This is a genomic window from Flavobacterium sp. 21.1 (genome assembly GCF_057801535.1).
This window is the reverse complement of record NZ_JBYNXA010000004.1, coordinates 299,736-320,034: the sequence shown is the minus strand read 5'-3', so window position 1 is coordinate 320,034 and position 20,299 is coordinate 299,736. Positions and strand designations below refer to the sequence as shown.

The following is a 20,299-nucleotide window of genomic DNA, read 5'->3' as shown; positions in this document are numbered from 1 at the left end:
AGTATTATTTCTTCTTTATTGCTTTAAAATTTTCGTACGCGTCTAACAGTGCCTGACTGAAAAGCGCGCCTTGCTTTTCATACCCCGATTTCGTGTAATGCACCTTATCCCCCGACATTAATCCCTGACGATAATTGCGGTTCACTCCATACATTCCGCCCATAATGGCAAACAGATCCCATGCGGCATGATTAACCGTGGAAGCCTGTGTATTGATCGCACGCGCATAATCATCAGCAAAATGATTCAGGGAACGACGATATAACAAGGAAGGCGGTGTAGACATAACTAAAACCTCAACATTAGGGTTTTTAGCTCTGATACTCGAAAGGAGCATATTCAACTGGTTCATATAATCCTGAACCGGCATTTTGTCGAATGTCTCATTCGTTCCCAAAGAAACTATTATCAAATCGGCTTCCAGGGAAGGAACCTGATCAAAAAATAGTGGCGTTTTGTTATAATCCGATGCTTTAGCTCCGTTTACACCAATGGCGCTATAGGTAATTCCCGGTTCGTTTCTTTCGAAAACCAGGCCGCTAAGTGCAAAGTTTGAAGCATTCTTATTTGGAATAAGATAAATTTTATCCATCAACGTTTCCGAATAAAACGAATGTGAGTTAGTTTCCTCCGTCAACGTAAGCGGAATAAACTCGGAACGTTTCACATTCCTTTTCTGCATTTCGTTCGTTGGGATTTTTAGTGTTTTACCGGCACGGATCTTATCGGATTTCAGTCCGTTCGTCTTTTTCAACTGCGCTACGGACACATTGTATTTATCTGCAATAGTGGAAATCGCTTCTCCATTTTTGATCTTGTGGACTATCTTCTTCGGCACAGTCGATTCCAACACGATGGTTTTCGAACTCGTAGCCACATCAAATTGAGGAGCATTATTTGGCGTAACAATTTTCAGCGTATTGAACTGATAATTATTGTCCTTAACATTTATTTCAAGAGCAAAACTTTTATTTTTTGTAGTCAAAGCAAAACCGCTCACACCAACCGGACTTCCGTTTTTCTCTTTGGTAATTTTGTGCGTGTTCCAATCACCATTGGAGGAATATCGGATAAAATAACTTCCGTTGGTGTGCGCCAGATTGTGCGGAAAAGAAAATCCTAAACCACCGTTTCCGAATTTCTCCTGAAGATTTTTCCGGATAACACCGGTAAACAAATCCGCCTGAATGTGTGAGTCTCCGATATGAACCACCCGAACTTTACCCGTTTTAGTAGTTTCGAGCACATATAACTTTTCGAAAAACGTATCTAAAGCTTTCGTATTGGAAATGGCATTTTCACCATAGCTCACCTTCTCCTCCATTCCCAACGTGTCAACCTCCACCATAGTAGAATCAACCACCTGAGCGGCTACCGTTGCTGAAAAAAGCAACCCGAAGAAAATCATGAAAAGTTTATTCCACATGAACACTGTCTGTTTTTACCATTACACTGTCAATTTTCACAACCGGCGCTGCCTGTTTTCTCTTGGCACGCAAACGCTTGAATTGCTCATAGCCACTATACACCTGATTGTAAATCATACTAGAAATCTTCTTTGCTCCGCGATAGTTAAAATGCGTGTAGTCTTTATTAGCAGAAGCCGGAACTTCTTCCACCCATTTCACCATCGAACCGTCGCCGCCCATCAAAGTATATAAATTCACATAACCGGCCTGTGCCTGAATAGCGTATTTCTTCTGTGCTTTTGTTAATGGAACGACGGCCGAATCCGTTTTCATTTCCATTTCGTATTTTGTTCCTTTATCCGCAGTCGACACAACTAAAATAGCAACACCGGGGAAACATTCCTTTAAGTGATCCACTACTTTTTTCATGCGTTTCTCGTACCAGGTATAGTTTAGGGAACCGTAATTCAAGACGTTTGTTCCATAATGCAGAACGATTAAATCGTAGCCCAATTTCTCATGGAACTGACGCATTACCGCCGTATTGAAAGTTGAAATCGGCAAACCGGAATTTCCTCTGTTTGAGAAATTATCCACGTGAACCCCTCTTCCGTCATCGAAATTCAATCCATATACCGGAATAGAATCCGCTTTGATGAAATCCAGTTTCAAATCCTTAGTCGTCTTTCCTACAACTAAAGTGTTCACCAATTTGTTCGGAGAAAGTTTCTTGTAAATAGTATCCTTGCCGACTTTAAAAGCAATTTTTCCGTTTCTGTTATTCGATTTTCCGTAGAAAAGCGTAGGATTATATAATTCGGATAAATTCTGAAGTTTGCTTGCTTTGTATTTTACCCATTCCACATTAGCCGTATCGTTGGCGAAAAACACGTGACCATTTACTCCGAATGGACTCCGTGGCTTTTTCACATTCAGATACGATTGTGTTTTCCAGTTTCCTGAGAATTCGTGTTTGATGGAATTACGCGAACCGGCCGATTCAGAAGTGATGTTCACAAAACCAACACCTTGCCCGCCAAACTTGCTTTGGAAATTCGAACGAAAATCCTGAACAATCATATCGCCATCGGTCATGGAATCGCCGAAATAAGCGATACGGACATTCCCTTCGTGATTGGTTTCCAATTGATATAGTTTTTCATAAAACTGAACCAAATGCTGAAATCCTTTATAGTCCTCAAATTTTTCATCCGGAAACGTGATTCCGTCCACAGCCGTAAAAGAAATTGGCTGATTGGAAAGCGTATCGCCGTCCGCAGCATCTTTATCTTCTTCTAAAGCTTCCAGCAACAAACTGTCAATAACCACATTTTTGGAATTGACCGTGCTTTCCGAAAAGAGTTTCTTTGGCAAAACCGATTTAAAAACAATAAATACCGCTATGGAAGCCGCAAAAATTGCTAATGATTGAAGGAAATATGATTTGTTTTGGTTCATTTTATTTTTATGAGGGAAAAGTTAAAAGGGATAAGGGAATTGCGAAACTTAGGCCTGAAATTTTTCTTTTTCTTTTCCCTTTTCTCTTAACACTGTTCTCTTGTCTCTTTTTTTTACATTCTATCCGGCACCGCAATTCCCATCAAAGCGAAAGCCGATTTAATGACTTCACCTACTTTCTTTGACAATTGTACGCGGAAAATCTTCTTCATTTGATCTTCTTCACCCAAAATAGAAACCGTCTGATAGAACGAATTGTATTCTCTTACTAAATCATACGTATAATTCGCTATCAATGCCGGACTGTGGTGTTTGGCTGCGTCCTGAATTACCACAGCGAATTCTTCCACCATTTTAAGCAATTCTTTCTCTTTTTCATGGATTTCAACTACCACATCAGTATTCAGATCGAAATCGGTTTTTCTTAAAATCGATTGGATACGCGCATAGGTATACTGAATGAACGGACCTGTATTCCCAGCAAAATCAACCGATTCTTCCGGATTGAACATCATTCCTTTCTTAGGATCTACCTTCAGCATGAAATATTTTAAAGCACCTAATCCAATGGTCTTATATAATTTAGACTTCTCTTCTTCAGAGTAACCTTCTAATTTTCCTAATTCTTCGGATATCGCTTTAGAAGTTACCACCATTTCTTCGATCAGATCATCGGCATCAACAACGGTCCCTTCACGTGATTTCATTTTTCCTGATGGCAATTCCACCATTCCGTATGATAAATGATATAAACTTTCAGCCCAGTCGAAGCCTAATTTCTTCAAGATCAGGAACAATACTTTAAAGTGATAATCCTGCTCGTTACCAACCGTGTAGACCATTCCTCCTACATCCGGATTATCTTTTACACGTTGGATTGCAGTTCCGATATCCTGTGTCATGTAAACAGCCGTACCATCAGAACGCAATACGATCTTTCTGTCTAAACCATCTTCCGTTAAATCAATCCAAACCGAACCGTCCGGATCCCTTTCGAAAATACCTTTCTCTAAACCGAATTGCACCACTTCTTTTCCTAATAAATAGGTATTGCTTTCGTAATAGTAAGAATCAAAATCTACACCCAAATCGTTATAAGTAACGGCGAAACCATTGTATACCCACTGATTCATCGTTTTCCAAAGCGAAACCACTTCCGGTTTTCCGGCTTCCCAATCCAAAAGCATTTGTTGTGCTTCCAGAATCATCGGCGCTTGCTTTTTAGCTTCCTCCTCCGATTTACCTTCTGCCATCAAAGCGTTGATTTCAGATTTATAGGCTTTATCAAATTCTACATAATATTTACCAACCAGTTTATCACCTTTCAAACCTGAAGTTTCCGGCGTTTCTCCGTTTCCGAATTTCTGCCAGGCCAACATCGATTTACAAATGTGGATTCCTCTGTCGTTGATAATTTGGGTCTTGTATACTTTTTTCCCAGACGCTTTGATGATCTCGGCTACGGAATACCCCAAAAGAATATTTCTCACGTGACCTAAATGCAACGGCTTGTTTGTGTTTGGTGAAGCAAATTCAACCATGATCGCCTTCGCATCTTCTTTCGGAGCTACAAAACCGTAATTGGGGATATTTTTGATTCCGTTGAAAAAATTCAGATAATAGGCATCGGAAATTACGATGTTCAAAAATCCGGAAACCACATTAAAACGAGCTACTTCCGCGACATTTACCACAAGGTACTCGCCTATTTTGTTTCCTAATTCAACCGGATTGCTTTTTACCAGTTTCAAAAGCGGAAAAATCACCACGGTTATGTCGCCTTCAAATTCCCTGCGGGTGGCCTGAAATTCCACTCTTTCCAGTGTCACATCAAATACATCCTGAACCGCTTTTTGGATTTTTTCCGTAAGAATTTGTTGAAGCATCATATTTTTTGAATTTTTAAGGATGCAAAGATACGTTTAATTGGAGAATTTGAAAATTCGAAAATCAGAAATTTCAACCTTGAAATTCAGCACTTTGTCGAAAAATAATCACAAATAAACTTTTTTTTCCGAAATATTTGTAACAAAAACGCACTTTCGGAGTCTACTACAGGTATTCTGTAGAAGCAATTCTGCAGCAAAAAAATGCGCATAAATAATTAATTACAACAATCATCAATCACGTCAAAAGTATGAAATTCAAATTATTCCTAGTTTGTTTCCTGACTGCCGTCAGCACAGTATTTGCCCAGGCTCCTGTTGCTGCTGTCGGAAGTGTATCGGGAAAAGTAATCGACAAAGCCACAAAAGAACCGATCGGATATGCTTCCGTTTCAGTAAAAGAAGGCGCCAAAGTAATAACCGGAGCGGTGACTCAGGAAAACGGAACTTTTCACATTCCCAATCTGGAATTAAAAAGCTATACCTTAGAAGTACAATTTATCGGATACAAAACGTTTGTAAAACCGTTCACCTTAAGCAGTGCTGACAAATCGATTGATTTCGGAACGATTGTCTTAGAGTCGGAAGCTAAAGAATTAGAAGGCGTTAACATTGTGGCGGAACGTTCTAACATCGTACAGAAAATTGACCGAAAAGTGGTGAATGTCGGAAAGGATTTAATTGCATCGGGAACTACTGCATCCGAAATCATGAACAATATTCCGACCGTTAGCATCGATCCTCAGACAAAAGAGTTAAGTCTTAGAGGAAATACGAATGTTCGTGTTTTAATTGACGGGAAACCATCCAATATTGAAGCATCTCAGCTATTGCAGCAGATTCCTTCGTCTTCGATCAAACAAATCGAATTAATCACCAGTCCGTCAGCAAAATACAACCCGGAAGGAATGAGTGGTATCATCAATATTATTTTACATAAGAACACCAATAACGGCTTCAACGGGACTATTAATGCCGGTGTTACCTTTGGTGCAACCCCGAAAACAAACACCGCTTTAAATCTGAATTACAGAGTCGGAAAAGTGAATTTCTACTCTAATTATGGATACAACCACGGTATCAACGCAAACCACGGTTGGGTAAACAGCGCCAATCCGGGACAGGAAAATTTACAGAATTTCGAATTCAGAAACTTAGGTAACTCGCACGTTTTAAAGTTGGGAATGGATTATTACATTAACGACAAAAACACTTTGTCAGTTTACTCCAATCAAAACTTTGCCCATACGGACGGTTACGGAAAAACCACGGTTGATTATTTTGCTGCTGTTAACAATGACACTTACCAGCATTTTGACAATGAAAACGAAAACAAAACGCAAACCTATGACCTTGCTTACAAACACGAATTTGATAAAAAAGGGGCAAGCATAGAATTTCAGGGGAACTATTCTAAAACCAAAAACAGCGAGGATACCAACTACGACAACAATTCCCATCAGACGGACGGTACTTTGTTTTCCGATTCATTCGCAACAAACGTGATCGACGGTGTTACTGATTATGCGCAGTTCAACATTGACTACGTAAATCCGCTTTCAGAATCCTTAAAAATGGAATTAGGGGCCGAAAGCCGAATCCAAACAACTGAAAGCGATTTCATCTCTACTGAAGATGGTAACAGATACGTTCCGCCAGCCACGTTCACTAAAGATTCCAATTACGATTTTACATTTGACAGAAATATCCATGCGGTTTACACTAATTTCAGTAAACAGTGGAATGAAAAATGGAGTTCACAAATCGGTTTAAGAGCTGAATATTATGAAATCAACGGAGATTTCCACCGAGTGGATAACAATTTCGATTCGGCTGCACTTCCCCCAAGCTCTACGGATTCTCAGGATGATAATGTAACGGATGATATTTTTACAGTTTATCCTTCGGCATTCATTAATTATGCACCGGATCAGAAGAATTCATTTAACTTTAACTATTCAAGACGCGTTGACCGTCCAAGTATTGGCCAGTTAAGCCCAATCAGAGAATGGACAACTCCGTTGATGGAATCAAGAGGAAATCCGACTTTGGAACCGCAATTCACCAACTCGATCGAAGTAAATTATACCAGAAATACAAAAATAGGTTCTATTACTTCAGGAGTTTTCTACAGAAGAATCAACAACGAAATTTCGAGAGTTGTGTACAATGATCCTAATAATGTGGACAGAAAGATTCTTTCTTATGACAATTTTGACAACAACAATGCATACGGTGTTGAAGCTTCCGCTAACCTGAAATTCACCACATGGTGGGCTGCCAATGTTAGTGCAGACGGTTATTTCAAAACAGTTAAAGGAACGGTTCAGAATGCGATTACCAGCGAACTGGAAAATGCGCAGGCTGATGTAACTACTTTCAATACCCGTGTCAACAATACATTCACAGCAACAAAGGACATACGCTTCCAATTGTTCGGAATGTATCGCGGAGAAGACTTAAGCTTACAATTCAAGCGCCAGGCGATGTGGAAAGCTGATTTTGGTATGACTTACAATGTGATGAAAGGAATGGGAACATTTACTTTACGCTTCAATGACATTTTCGACACTATGCATTTTGGCTTTGACGGAAATATCCCTTACAGACAGTACGGTGAGTTCTATTGGGAAAACCAAACCGTTTATGTAGGATTCAACTATATGTTCGGAGGTGGCAAAAACAGAGCTTTACAACGCAAACAACGTGACGCCAACGAAACTCAGGGTGGCGGAATGTTCTAAAAATGAGTTTTTAGTTTTTCAATTTTATATTGCAAAAAAAACCTCGGTATTGTCAACCGAGGTTTTTTGTTTTTTATTTATCGAATTTTAAGGCATCTGCTTTTTCGGTATCTTCTTTGTGTTTCTTCAGATCAAAAGTAGTTCCGAAAACTTTATCCCAAAATGTATTGCTTACTCCGTATCCCAAATGTTCATTTCTGTAATGGTGCATCTGGTGGTTACGCCATAAAGGTCTCATAAATTCAAAAGGCGGTTCGATAGCGTGAATAGCATAATGCATGGATGCATATAACAGATAACCAAACATGAACCCCGGAAAAAATGCCCAATTGTAGTCCCATAAGATAAGGTAATGCAGTCCGAACAATACTGACGACAAGATCAGACTCGGAACCGGAGGCATAAACAAACGTGTTTTATCCTTCGGATATTCATGGTGATTTCCGTGCATTACATAAGCCACTTTTTTCATTCGGATGTTCTCGCTCACCACATGAAAAAGATAACGGTGCGCAATGTATTCGAAAAAAGTCCAGTATAACATCCCGCCTACAAAAAGACCTGCAGTTAACAAACCTGACAAACCATAAACGGTATGGGCCCGGAAAATCAAATAGCCCAATATCGGAATATACATGCTCCATATCAATATCGGATTGCCTTTTGTAAGCATCTCCAGATACTTGTTCTCGAATAATCTTGCCTGACCTTCGTTGAAAACTACTACTCTTCTTGCCATTTTATTGCCACTTTAAAATTAGTACTCTAAATTTAAAAATAATTTTTAAAAAAAAACAATGAAAAGTCAGTGAATTAACACAAAAATAAATTACCAGCGAATAATTGCACTTCCCCAGGTAAATCCGCTGCCAAAGGCAGCCAGAACAACCAAATCGCCATCTTTGATCTTTCCTTTTTCCCAAGCTTCGGTCAAGGCGATCGGAATGGAAGCCGCCGTTGTATTTCCGTATTTCTGAATGTTGTTGTAAACCTGATCGTCAGACAGTTTGAATTTCTGTTGAATGAATTGTGAAATTCGCAGATTCGCCTGATGTGGTATCAGCATATTGATATCGGAAACCTGAAGATTATTGGCTTGTAATCCTTCGTTGATCACCTCACTGAAACGGACCACAGCGTTTTTAAATACGAATTGCCCGTTCATGTATGGAAAATAACTTTCATCATCCGGGTTATTATCGGCTAAAATATCGGTCACCCAGCGTTTTCCCATTCCCGGTGCGACCAATACCAGTTCTTCGGCATGCTCTCCTTCCGAATGTAAATGTGTGGATAAGATTCCTTTTCCTTCTTCTTCCGTTCGGCTTAAAACCGCAGCTCCGGCTCCATCTCCAAAAATCACGGAAACGCCACGACCGCGCGTGGTCATATCCAATCCAGTGGAGTGTACTTCGGAACCGATAACCAGAATATTTTTGTACATACCGGTTTTAATGAATTGATCAGCGACTGAAATGGCGTATACAAATCCCGAACACTGATTTCTAACATCCAGCGCACCAACAGTTCGTAATCCTAAATCACGCTGCACCGTAACACCCGGTCCAGGAAAATAATAATCCGGACTCAGCGTCGCGAAGATCACGAAATCGATGTCTTCTTTGATAACTCCGGAACGCTCAATAGCAATGGTTGCTGCCTTCACTCCCATCGAGGTCGTTGTATCTTCACCTCTTATGATGTGACGACGCTCCTGAATCCCGGTTCGTTCCTGAATCCATTCGTCGTTGGTATCCATTATTTTAGACAGCTGATCGTTGGTAACAACATTATCCGGGACATAATAACCTAAGCCCGTTATTTTTGAGTGGTATGTCATTTTAGCTTTTTATTAAAAATACAACTACAAATTTAAACATTATCAATCCAGAATGGCTGTTCGGATTACTTTTTTCGATGTTTGAAGTTTACACCCGATAAATCTTTCTTTTTTAACACCGTTTTCGCTGATTTCTTATTCGCTTGTAGTATTTTAGAGCCACAAAAAATCCTTTAAACCAATATTTATGAAATTATTTTATAACTCGGTGTTTCTCTTACTATTGGGAAGTTCGTTGTTCGCGCAGGAAAACCTGAAGTATCAGAAACCTTCCAAAGAAATTTTAGCGTTGGCAGACTACGAAAGAGCACCATCGGTAAACATGGACACCAAAAAAGAGTGGATGATTTTAACCTATCGCAATACCTACAAAAATCTGGACGATCTGAATCAGGAGGAAATGCGATTGGGCGGTTTACGAATCAATCCGACAACCAACATATCAAGTACTGTTACTTACATCAATAATCTGAAGGTACGTCGCATAAAAGACAAAAATGAAATTCAGGTTACCGGCTTGCCTGAAAATGCGAAAATCACCAACATTTCCTGGTCACCGGACGAAAAGAAAATCGCTTTTACGCATACCACAAATTCCGGTGTGGAACTTTGGATTTTAGACATCGCTTCGGCAAAGGCTTGGAAACTCACTTCCGGTACGCTGAATGCAAACATGGGCAACCCTATAAACTGGTACCGCGACGGACAAAACCTTCTGGTAAAAATGCTGGTCCCGAATCGTCCGGCTTTGATCGACCCTAAAAAAGATTTACCTTCAGGCCCGATTACTTCCAACAGTGAAGGGAAGGTTTCCCAAAACAGAACCTTTCAGGATCTACTTAAAAACAAAACCGATGAAACCAACTTTGAAACGCTTGTTCGTTCCGAATTGTATAAAATTGATCTGAACGGAAAGGCTGAATTATTCAAAAAAGCCGACCTGTATGCCGGTGAAAGCTTCTCTCCTGACGGGAATTACCTTATGATTTCTACCCTTCAGAAACCTTTTTCCTATATTGTACCTTTGAGCCGCTTCCCTCAAAAAACAGTTGTTTACGACAAATTCGGAAACGAAATTAAAATCGTGAATGAAGTTCCGCTGAACGAAATTATGCCAAAAGGTTTCATGGCTGTTCGTACCGGAAAAAGAAGTATGGGATGGAGAAACGACACTCCGGCTACCCTATACTATGTAGAAGCATTGGACGGTGGTGATCCCGCAAATAAAGTGGATTTCAGAGATGAAGTTTTTCTTTGGAATGCTCCTTTCTCTTCCATGCCGACTTCATTGGTAAAAACACCGCAACGCTTTGAAGGTATTACTTGGGGAAATGATAAAATTGCTATCGTTTATGATGGCTGGTATGACACCCGAAATACGAAAACCTATCTAATTAACCCATCAAATCCGGCTGAAACGCCAAAAGTAATTTCCGATAGAAATTCACAGGACATCTATTCGGATCCGGGGAATTTTGAAACCCGAAAAAATGATTATAACAGACAGGTCCTTGCCTTGGAAGGTGATGCTGCTTACCTGGTGGGAGACGGTTTTACAAAAGAGGGTCAGTTTCCGTTCATTGATGAATTCAACGTTAAAACTTTGAAATCAAAACGTTTGTATCAGTCGGCGTTCAAAAACAAAAAAGAAGACATTCTATCCATTGAAGATTACAAAAAAGGACTTGTTTTGGTTCAGATACAATCCCCAAGCGAATTCCCGAATTATTATTTCCGTGATATTAAGTCTAAAGATAAAATCACACCGATAACTACGTTCAAAAATCCGTTTGAAAGCATCAAGAACGTTTATAAAGAAGTAATCAAGTACAAACGTAAAGACGGTGTGGAACTTTCAGGAACGTTATACCTTCCGGCGAATTATGACCGAAAAACGAAAAAAGAAAAACTTCCTCTACTGATCTGGGCCTATCCTGCTGAATTTAAAGACAAAAATTCAGCCGGGCAATCTAACCAAAACCCGAACGAATTTACATTTCCGAACTACGGTTCTTTCGTTTACTGGGTAACCAAAGGATATGCAGTATTGGATGACGCTTCTTTCCCAATTATCGGCGAAGGCAAAACAGAACCAAACGATACTTTTGTGATGCAATTGGTTGCCAATGCCGAAGCAGCGATTGATGCTGTGGACAATCTGGGTTACATCAACCGTAAAAAAGTGGCTGTCGGCGGACACTCTTACGGTGCTTTCATGACGGCAAATTTACTGACCCATTCCAATTTATTCGCCTGTGGAATTGCACGCAGCGGCGCGTACAACCGAACACTTACGCCTTTCGGATTCCAAAGCGAGCAAAGAAATTATTGGGAAGCATCAGGCATCTATAATGAAATGTCTCCTTTCATGAACGCGGAAAAAATGAAAACACCTTTGTTGCTTGTTCATGGTGAAGCGGATAACAATCCGGGAACTTTCACTTTACAGACCGAACGTTATTTCCAGGCATTGAAAGGATTGGGCGCACCGGCAAGGATGTTGATCTTGCCAAAAGAAGCACACGGATATGCTGCCAAAGAGAACATTTTCCATTTGTTATGGGAAGAAGATCAGTTTTTGGAAAAATACCTGAAAAATTAAATAGTAAACAAAACCCCGAACTGATCAGTCCGGGGTTTTTAATTTTATGATAAACGATTTTTGATCATTCTCATTTTCTGATTGCGTTCCATCGAAAAAGTAGCTGTTTTACTGTCGATGTACTCATAAATCTTTAAAGCCTTTCGGCCAGTATCATCAGAATTGATTTTCGATAAAATATCGGCGAACAATTCAAGATTTCCGGGACTGAAATAGTCATTTTGAAGCACAAATGGAATTACCTCATCGAGCTTAAGTTTTTCAATTTCCTCCAGATTAAAACCGAGGGTTTCCTTTAAATCGGCACTAATTTGTGAAACCGTTTCCAAAATCATTCCATCGGAACCTCCATCTTTTAATTTTTCAAGCAACTTTCCGAGAAAAAATCCCAACTGGTTTATCTGTTTCGATAATAGATCTTCTTTTGCCATGATCAGCTCATCATTAAAGTAACTTCCTCGTTAATTTCCAACTCAACTTCGTGTTCGAAAAAAATCACTTTACGGTCGGAAACCGCTTTAATCAAATAATGACTTCCTTTATAATAACACTGTCTGACCATTGCCTTTAAAAACCCGTTTTCCACCACTTTTAACTGATGCGGATACAAAAACAGGGGTTTATCCTCATCAACATCATCAACCAGTTGTGACAGTTGCAGTTCATTAACTTCACCAAAAAGCGAAGCCACATACTTACTTTCAGGATTATCATAAATGGTTGCCGATGCGCCTCTTGCCACAATTTTACCATTTCTCAGAACAACCGTTTCATCTGAAAAGGAAAGTGCATCCACGCTATCGTGTGTGGCAATGATAACGGTAATTTCTTTAGATTTCAAATAGGCGAATAAATTTCGTCGCAGGGCATTTTTCCTGAAATTATCAATATGGCTGAACGGCTCATCCAACAACAAAACTTCAGGTTCTAATGCTAAAACTTTGGCTAAGGCAACGCGTTGTTGTTGTCCGCCACTAAGGTATTTTGCTTTTACATCCGCAAATTCGGTCATCTCAACAATTTCCAATAGTTCCTGAATACGCTGTTTCTTCTCGTTTGGAAAAAAATTCGAAAGGTATTTGCCGACATTTTCAGCAACCGTTATATAAGGCATCAGGTCAAAATCCTGCGCCAGATATTTCATAAAAGGCATTCCGGGCACTAAGTTGAATTTCGGGCCCAAAACTTCTGTTTCATTCCAAAAAATATGACCTTCATCTAAATCATGCAGACCATAGATCAATTTTAAAAGCGTACTTTTTCCGCAACCACTTTCACCTAAAACTGCCACATTTTTACCTTTTGGCACTGTAAAGGCGATGTTATGAATGATTTTTTTTTCAGTATATCCGAAGGAAATGGTTTTAACCTGTAGCATTGTTTCTTATTAGTCCGGCAAATTTAATTCCTATTGAATTATATCTGAATTTATTGCGCGTATTTTTTTAAACAAATAGTAATCAATATTTAAAAGTTTATTTCTATTATTGCAGACAATTTAACCTAAAAATCCTACCAATGCATGAATCTACTAACTAAAAAACTGACGTTAGCGTTATTGCTATGCTCGTCTTTTACTTTTGGTCAACGTGTATATAACAATATGTCGGTCGATGCCAATTATGGTATTTCAGGTGTAAAAGATCCGGGACTAAGCGATTTTTCTCATTTTGACATAGGTTTACGATATATGTTTGGCGATACCTGGGGAATAAAACTGGATTATGGGATGGACAAATTCAGAACACAGGAATCACCAACGGAAATGGGTATTGATGCATCCCGAATCTCAATACAGGCAGCTTGTAATCTTACCAACTTATTGGACAACAGAAGTTATTTTTATAATGAGACGTTCAATATCCTGACCCACGCCGGTGCCGGATATTCTATGCAGAAATCAGTAACTATCCCTCAAGGCGGAACAGATGAAATCGGACATGTTATCTTCGGGATCAATCCGCAATATTCTATTTTCGAAGATTTGGCAGTCGGCGTTGACGTTACCGGAATAATCCATTTTTCGCAGCATTATTGGTTTGACGGAAATTACACTTACAAAGATCCGGTTTACAACGGAACGCCAAATGCAACCAGCACTTTTATTTATAATGTAACCTTGGGATTATCGTATACTTTCGGAGGAAGATAAACATAAAAAAATAAGCATAAAAAAAAATCCCGATTGAATCGGGATTTTTTTTATGCTATACAGACAGGAATTATTAATTACCAGCTTCTTTTTTAGCTTCCTGAATCATTTTTTCATTGGCTGTAATGGCGAATTCTACGCGTCGGTTCATGCTTTGCCCTTCTTTGGTATCATTCGACGCAATCGGCTGCTCCATTCCCATTCCTTTGGTAACGAATCTTCCCTGAGCCAATCCTTTAGAAATCAGGTATGCTTTTACAGACTCCGCTCTTCTTTGAGATAAGGTTAAATTATACTCTTTTGAACCAACATTATCAGTAAATCCGAAAATTTGGATATTTGTCTCGTTGTATTCTTTAAAAACAGGGATCAACTTATCCAGATTCGCCTGTGCCTTAGCGGTCAAAGATGATTTGTTTGTGTCAAATCGGATGGCATCTTCTTTCAAAGTAATATGGATAGCTTCTCCCACTCTTTCTACGTCTGCGCTTGGTAAAGCTTCATCAATGGCACGGGCCTGTTTGTCCATTTTATTACCAATGATCGCTCCGGTCCCACCACCTACGGCAGCTCCAATGGCAGCTCCCCAGGCAGCACTGTTCTTTCCTCCTACCAATGCACCTACACCGGCTCCTAAAAGTGCTCCGCCCACAGCGCCATATGCTGCGCCTTTTTGCGTGTTATTTGCCGTCTTACACCCTGTAAACATCGTGCTGACTACTAACAGCAGCGCTAATGCCGTAATTTTATATGTCTTCATCTTATTCTGTTTTTATGATTAGTTTCTTTGGAAATAATAAGTCACATTTTTCTTCTGTCCGGCAACATCCATAACATCTACCAATTCAAAGGATTTATCCGTTGCGTTTTGGAATTTTGAATAATACCCCTGTGTTTGGTTTTTGGCTTTCTGACCTTCACCGATGAATTTCAAACCAAACTGACCTTCTTTACTCACCTGCCATTTGATCGCAGAAGTAAAAGACTGACAAGCCGAATTATTTAAAGTAACCGTACCGGTATTGTTATTCTGAATAAAATTCCACGTACTGCCTTCAAAACACTTTGGATCTGCAATTCCAAAGGCATTTACCTTGATGTAACCGCTTCCCGGAAAATCCACACGCACAATTTTCCAGTTTCCGTTAAGATTTTTCTCCGATTTTGTATCCAGTTTAACTGCATTGGATGCATGTGTGGTAGCCGGTTTTTCAGCACTGCTTTTTCCTGACTTACAGCTTATTGTCAATGCTAATGCACAAATCAAAAGACCTATTTTTCTCATACCTACTTGTTTTAATATATGGAACCTAAATTACGAAAAAAACTTAAAAACCGAGTAATTTTCTTAAAATTAAGCCAAATGTCATTTTGACAGACACCGAGTAATGGTACGCAATTTGTAAAATCAAAATGGAAAAATTTAAAACATACCATACCCATGACAACAGGAAAAATTAATGTATCGGTTGAAAACATCTTCCCGTTAATCAAAAAGTTCTTATATAGCGATCATGAGATCTTTCTGCGCGAATTAGTTTCAAATGCTACGGATGCGACTTTAAAACTAAAGCATCTGACCAGCATCGGCGAAGCAAAAGTTGAATACGGGAACCCGATCATTGAAGTAAAAATTGACAAAGAAGGCAAAAAACTGCACATCATTGACCAAGGACTTGGGATGACTGCCGATGAAGTGGAAAAATACATCAATCAGGTAGCTTTTTCGGGTGCGGAAGAATTCCTTGAAAAATATAAGGATTCGGCTAAAGACAGTGGTATCATCGGACATTTCGGTTTAGGATTTTATTCGGCTTTCATGGTAGCAGAAAAAGTGGAAATCATTACCAAATCCTATAAAGATGAACCGGCAGCGCACTGGACCTGTGATGGAAGCCCGGAATTCACTTTGGAACCGGCTGACAAAACAACACGCGGAACCGAAATCATCCTTCATATCGCCGAAGATTCGCTGGAGTTTTTAGAAGATTTCAAAATCCGCGAACTGCTTACCAAATACAACAAATTTATGCCGGTGCCGATTAAATTCGGAACGCGAAAAGAACCAAAAGCTTACGGTGTTGGCGAAGAAGAAGCCATGGAAGAGCTTGAAGTGGACAATATCATCAACAATCCTTCTCCGGCCTGGACAAAACAGCCTTCGGAATTAAATGATGATGATTACAAGAATTTCTACCGCGAATTGTATCCGATGCAGTTTGAGGAGCCTTTATTCAACATTCATCTTAATGTAGATTACCCGTTCAACTTAACTGGTATTTTGTATTTCCCGAAAATGTCGGCCGATCTGCAAATCCAGAAAGATAAGATCCAATTATACCAGAACCAGGTATATGTTACCGACAATGTAGAAGGTATCGTGCCTGAATTCCTTACGATGCTTAAAGGAGTTATCGATTCTCCGGATATCCCGCTAAATGTGTCTCGTTCTTATTTACAGGCAGACGGTGCGGTTAAGAAAATTTCGAATTACATCACCCGTAAAGTAGCCGATAAATTAAAATCGTTATTCACTGAAAACAGAGAGGATTTCGAGAAAAAATGGAATGACATCAAAATCGTTTTGGAATACGGAATGTTATCAGAGCCTAAATTCTATGAAAAAGCAGGCGCCTTTGCATTATACCCGACGGTAAGCAAAAACTATTATACGTTAGAGGAATTAAAAGAGCTTGTAAAAGACAACCAAACTGACAAAGACGGTAAGCTGATTTTATTATATGCTTCTAACAATGATGCACAACACAGTTATGTTGAAGCCGCGGAAGCAAAAGGATATGAAGTACTTTTATTGGATTCCCCAATTGTTTCGCACTTGATCCAGAAACTGGAAAGCGACAATGAAAACCTTCAGTTTGTACGTGTGGATTCGGATCATGTTGATAGTCTGATCAAGAAAGAAGACAGTCCGATTTCAAAACTTTCAGAAGAAGAACAGACAACTTTAAAAACAGCTGTTGAAGGCATCGTTCCGGCAACAACGTACACAGTACAACTGGAAGCGTTAGACAGTAAAGCGGCACCGTTCATGATTACGCAACCGGAATTCATGCGCCGTATGAAAGAAATGAGTCAGACCGGTGGCGGAGGTATGTTCGGCATGGGCAACTTCCCTGAAATGTACAATCTTGTAGTGAATACGAATTCGGATTTGGCAACGTCCATCTTAAACGAAAAAGACAAACCGATGCAGGAAAACCTTGTAAAACAAGCGCTGGATTTGGCAAAATTGTCACAAGGACTATTAAAAGGCGAAGATCTGACCGCTTTTGTAAAACGAAGTTTTGATTTGATCAAATAAAAAAGAAAAGAAACCCGCAATAACCTTGCGGGTTTCTTATTCTATGATCCAGAGCAAAACGGGCTTATCTGAGGCCTTGAGCTTTTTATCCAATTTACCCATAAAAGCATCCGATACTGCCGGACATCCCCAGCTAAGCGGACTGTAATCCGGAAATATTTCTTCATTGGCAACAGCCTCCCATGAGTGAAGAACGACTACTCTTTCCACGGCGCTTTTATTAGACGGTTCCAGTCCTTCCAACCAATACTTGATCTTGATACCCCAAACACTGGTATCCCTTCTTCCGATTTTATATTTCCCCTTCATCGAACAGTGGCTATCGGTTTTAACATCAAATTTCGCCGCAGCATATTTAGTCTGATTGGATTCAAAAACATCGCACGAACCGTGGGTCACCAGATTGCGGTCAACAATTTCACCCTTCTTGAAATCGTAGATAAAAAACCTGTTCTTTCCCGAATGGATATTGAAATCAAGTAAAAAATAATACTGATCATTAAATCCTTTTTCTTTGCAGTATTTAAGGGCCGTCGAATGATAGTCCGCATAATTCTTATTAACTTTAGCGGAATTATTACAGCAGATCGCCATCAAAAAAAGAAGTAAAACAGGATGTTTCATGATATTTCCAAGTGAAGGGTTAGTCAACTCTACAATAACAAAATTTTGAGAATTTTAGTATAATCAACCTTACAAAAAAACAACTCATTATTCAAACTTAACTTAAACACAAAATTCAGATTTCATACAAAAACATTGCAAAATGTGACAAATCGAGTATATTTACCGGCTTTTTAAATTTTGAAAAAATATGTTCGGAAACAGAATTATTAAAGGAGTCTTTTTAGTGGGTCTAGGCGCCACAAGTTATGGCATGCTGGCGACATTTGTAAAATTAGCTTACAAGGAAAACTACACCACGGCTGAAGTAACCTCTTCACAATTCATCCTGGGAATACTGGGCATTTTGCTGATCAATTTCTTTCAAAAAGCAAAAAAAGGAAATGATGTGATAAAAGCTTCCGGTCGAAATATTTTTCATTTGATGCTTGCCGGTACTTCCATGGGAATGACCAGTGTCTTCTATTATCTGGCCGTAAAATACATTCCGGTTTCAATCGGGATTGTTTTGTTAATGCAAAGTGTGTGGATGGGCGTTTTATTAGAATGGCTGCTTGACAAAAAAGCGCCATCACTGCAAAAAGCAGCATCCGTTTTTATTGTATTAATCGGAACGGTTTTAGCGACCAATTTAATCAATGCCGAGATCGAGCTTGACTGGCGTGGTATCTTATGGGGAATGCTCGCCGCGGCCTCTTTCACTACAACCATGTTTACTGCCAACCGAATTGCTACGGGTATTTCATCGGCTCAGCGCAGCCTGTATATGCTTTTAGGCGGTGCCGTTATTGTTTTCGGATTCGCAATGGCAACTCAGGTCACGCCTTTTAATTTTGAAATCTTCGTAAAATGGGGTATTGTATTATCGCTTTTCGGCACTATTATTCCGCCGATGTTAATGAATGCAGGGTTTCCGAATACGGGCATCGGCTTGGGGAGTATTGTCTCTTCTTTGGAATTACCTGTTTCAGTAATGATGGCCTATTTCATTTTAAGCGAATCCGTAATTCTTACTCAATGGATCGGAATCTTACTCATTATTACAGCAATAATCATAATGAATGTGAATTTTAAAAAAAACTAACACCTTTGGATTTTTGAAGATACAGACGGTGAAGATATCATCGCTTTTTTTATTTTTGAAATATGACTTTATTTCCATCTGATAAAATTGTTTTCCATCTGCCCGATGCCGAAATCGAGTACTACCCGAATTTCTTTTCGGAGGCTGAAGCAAACGAGATCTTTCAGCAGCTCTTAACCGGGATTCCGTGGCAGCAGGATGACATTACCATTTTCGGAAAAACATATTCGCAGCCCAGATTAACTTCTTTTTTCGGAAATGAAGGCAAGCCTTATTCCTACTCCAACATTACGATGCAGCCTCATGAATGGAATCCCCTTTTATTTATGATAAAATCCAAATTGGAAAAAACCACGGAAAAATCGTTTTCTTCCGTCTTACTGAACCTATACCGCGATGGTAAAGACAGTAACGGCTGGCATGCCGATAATGAAAAAGAATTAGGTCAGAATCCCATTATCGCTTCGGTAAGTTTCGGGGAAAAAAGAGTTTTTCAGCTAAAACATAATAGCATAAAAGAAGCTAAACAAAATATCTTATTGGAAAACGGAAGTCTGCTACTTATGAAAGGCCCTACGCAACACTACTGGAAGCATCAGATTCCCAAAACATCAAAACCAATAAATCCCCGAATAAACCTTACCTTTAGAACGATTTTATAACACAAAACGCAAATTAAAATCTCTTTTCGAGGCAATTTTTAAAAATTCGAAAAAAATAATTCCCAGTTATCTACAAATACTTTTTTTTACTAATATTGAGTATTGAACCGTTAAACATTTTTAAACTTTTATTGTATTAATTTTTCATCTGATGAAAAAAAGTAAAATTTCAGAGATGGACAACGAGACTTTAAATCGTCTTGTTACCATGGCACAAGAGGAAAAAAAACCTTTTGAAGTTATTAAAGAAGAATTTGGGATTTCAGAAAATGATGTTACTGAACTGATGCGGAAAAAATTATCAAAAGACAATTTCGAATTATGGAAGAAGAAAGTCACTGCGAATAAACCAAAACCAAAACCTCAAAAATTCAACGATCTTGAGGACGACGATTTAGACAGCAAATATTATTTTAAAAATAAAATGGACTAAGAAAATCTCCCGCGTAAAGGGAGATTTTTTATTTCAGCAATTTTTGTAACAAAAACAGCATCTCAACTACCTATTTAATATCA

At 39.1% G+C, this 20,299-nt stretch carries 17 protein-coding genes; 7 read left to right on the top strand and 10 right to left on the bottom strand.

Features of this window, described 5'->3' with window-relative positions; all coding sequences use genetic code 11:
- Positions 1–4: 4 nt before the first annotated feature.
- From AC3E9U_RS10845 to argS, 3 genes are all read right to left on the bottom strand, one after another.
- A complete protein-coding gene (locus AC3E9U_RS10845; RefSeq protein ID WP_488746925.1) occupies positions 5–1,426 on the bottom strand; it encodes a GDSL-type esterase/lipase family protein in 1,422 nt (473 codons plus the stop codon).
- Positions 1,416–2,867 (bottom strand): SGNH/GDSL hydrolase family protein, encoded by a 1,452-nt coding sequence (locus AC3E9U_RS10840; protein WP_488746924.1) that lies wholly within the window; start codon positions 2,865–2,867, stop codon positions 1,416–1,418. The genes AC3E9U_RS10845 and AC3E9U_RS10840 overlap by 11 nt, the downstream gene beginning before the upstream one ends.
- A 113-nt stretch (positions 2,868–2,980) precedes the next feature.
- On the bottom strand, positions 2,981–4,756 hold the full coding sequence (gene argS, locus AC3E9U_RS10835; RefSeq protein WP_488746923.1) for an arginine--tRNA ligase: 1,776 nt from the start codon (positions 4,754–4,756) through the stop codon (positions 2,981–2,983).
- 248 nt (positions 4,757–5,004) lie between these two features.
- Between argS and AC3E9U_RS10830 the strand changes: the two genes are divergently transcribed.
- Positions 5,005–7,497 carry a TonB-dependent receptor gene (locus AC3E9U_RS10830; protein WP_488746922.1) on the top strand — a complete coding sequence of 831 codons (2,493 nt, stop codon included), beginning with the start codon at positions 5,005–5,007 and terminating at the stop codon, positions 7,495–7,497.
- Positions 7,498–7,570: 73 nt separating this feature from the next.
- Here AC3E9U_RS10830 and AC3E9U_RS10825 read toward each other — a convergent pair whose 3' ends face one another.
- Positions 7,571–8,236, bottom strand: coding sequence for a sterol desaturase family protein (locus tag AC3E9U_RS10825; protein ID WP_488746921.1), 666 nt, complete (start codon positions 8,234–8,236; stop codon positions 7,571–7,573).
- A 90-nt stretch (positions 8,237–8,326) separates the two neighbouring features.
- Positions 8,327–9,337 (bottom strand): 3-oxoacyl-ACP synthase III family protein, encoded by a 1,011-nt coding sequence (locus tag AC3E9U_RS10820; RefSeq protein ID WP_488746920.1) that lies wholly within the window; start codon positions 9,335–9,337, stop codon positions 8,327–8,329.
- Positions 9,338–9,524: 187 nt separating this feature from the next.
- Here AC3E9U_RS10820 and AC3E9U_RS10815 point away from each other — a divergent pair, with 187 nt between their 5' ends.
- Positions 9,525–11,939, top strand: coding sequence for a S9 family peptidase (locus tag AC3E9U_RS10815; RefSeq protein WP_488746919.1), 2,415 nt, complete (start codon positions 9,525–9,527; stop codon positions 11,937–11,939).
- A gap of 44 nt (positions 11,940–11,983) precedes the next feature.
- Here the strand turns inward: AC3E9U_RS10815 and AC3E9U_RS10810 are convergent, their stop codons facing one another.
- Together AC3E9U_RS10810 and AC3E9U_RS10805 are read right to left on the bottom strand one after the other, a co-directional pair.
- The gene (locus tag AC3E9U_RS10810; RefSeq protein WP_488746918.1) at positions 11,984–12,370 is read right to left on the bottom strand and encodes a hypothetical protein; all 387 of its coding nucleotides are present in this window, start codon (positions 12,368–12,370) and stop codon (positions 11,984–11,986) included.
- A 2-nt stretch (positions 12,371–12,372) separates the two neighbouring features.
- Positions 12,373–13,317 carry an ABC transporter ATP-binding protein gene (locus AC3E9U_RS10805; protein WP_488746917.1) on the bottom strand — a complete coding sequence of 315 codons (945 nt, stop codon included), beginning with the start codon at positions 13,315–13,317 and terminating at the stop codon, positions 12,373–12,375.
- A 144-nt stretch (positions 13,318–13,461) separates the two neighbouring features.
- Here AC3E9U_RS10805 and AC3E9U_RS10800 point away from each other — a divergent pair, with 144 nt between their 5' ends.
- Positions 13,462–14,091, top strand: a complete 630-nt coding sequence (locus tag AC3E9U_RS10800; RefSeq protein WP_488746916.1) for a hypothetical protein — start codon at positions 13,462–13,464, stop codon at positions 14,089–14,091.
- A 73-nt stretch (positions 14,092–14,164) separates the two neighbouring features.
- On the opposite strand, the gene AC3E9U_RS10795 is transcribed toward AC3E9U_RS10800, so the two are convergent.
- Together AC3E9U_RS10795 and AC3E9U_RS10790 are read right to left on the bottom strand one after the other, a co-directional pair.
- On the bottom strand, positions 14,165–14,851 hold the full coding sequence (locus tag AC3E9U_RS10795; RefSeq protein WP_488746915.1) for a YiaD family glycine zipper/OmpA-like lipoprotein: 687 nt from the start codon (positions 14,849–14,851) through the stop codon (positions 14,165–14,167).
- Between the two features lie 18 nt (positions 14,852–14,869).
- Entirely contained in the window at positions 14,870–15,376 is a 507-nt protein-coding gene (locus AC3E9U_RS10790; RefSeq protein ID WP_488746914.1) for a hypothetical protein, read from the bottom strand.
- A 156-nt stretch (positions 15,377–15,532) separates the two neighbouring features.
- Between AC3E9U_RS10790 and htpG the strand changes: the two genes are divergently transcribed.
- Complete coding sequence (htpG, locus tag AC3E9U_RS10785) at positions 15,533–17,413, top strand: molecular chaperone HtpG (protein ID WP_488746913.1); 1,881 nt, start codon at positions 15,533–15,535, stop codon at positions 17,411–17,413.
- A gap of 36 nt (positions 17,414–17,449) precedes the next feature.
- Here the strand turns inward: htpG and AC3E9U_RS10780 are convergent, their stop codons facing one another.
- On the bottom strand, positions 17,450–18,037 hold the full coding sequence (locus AC3E9U_RS10780; RefSeq protein WP_488746912.1) for a murein L,D-transpeptidase catalytic domain-containing protein: 588 nt from the start codon (positions 18,035–18,037) through the stop codon (positions 17,450–17,452).
- A gap of 190 nt (positions 18,038–18,227) precedes the next feature.
- Here AC3E9U_RS10780 and AC3E9U_RS10775 point away from each other — a divergent pair, with 190 nt between their 5' ends.
- The 3 genes from AC3E9U_RS10775 to AC3E9U_RS10765 all read left to right on the top strand — a co-directional run bounded on the left by AC3E9U_RS10775 (position 18,228) and on the right by AC3E9U_RS10765 (position 20,216).
- Complete coding sequence (locus AC3E9U_RS10775; protein ID WP_488746911.1) at positions 18,228–19,121, top strand: EamA family transporter; 894 nt, start codon at positions 18,228–18,230, stop codon at positions 19,119–19,121.
- A 62-nt stretch (positions 19,122–19,183) separates the two neighbouring features.
- Positions 19,184–19,783 carry an alpha-ketoglutarate-dependent dioxygenase AlkB family protein gene (locus AC3E9U_RS10770; RefSeq protein ID WP_488746910.1) on the top strand — a complete coding sequence of 200 codons (600 nt, stop codon included), beginning with the start codon at positions 19,184–19,186 and terminating at the stop codon, positions 19,781–19,783.
- 151 nt (positions 19,784–19,934) lie between these two features.
- Entirely contained in the window at positions 19,935–20,216 is a 282-nt protein-coding gene (locus tag AC3E9U_RS10765) for a TIGR03643 family protein (RefSeq protein ID WP_488746909.1), read from the top strand.
- Positions 20,217–20,299: the final 83 nt, after the last annotated feature.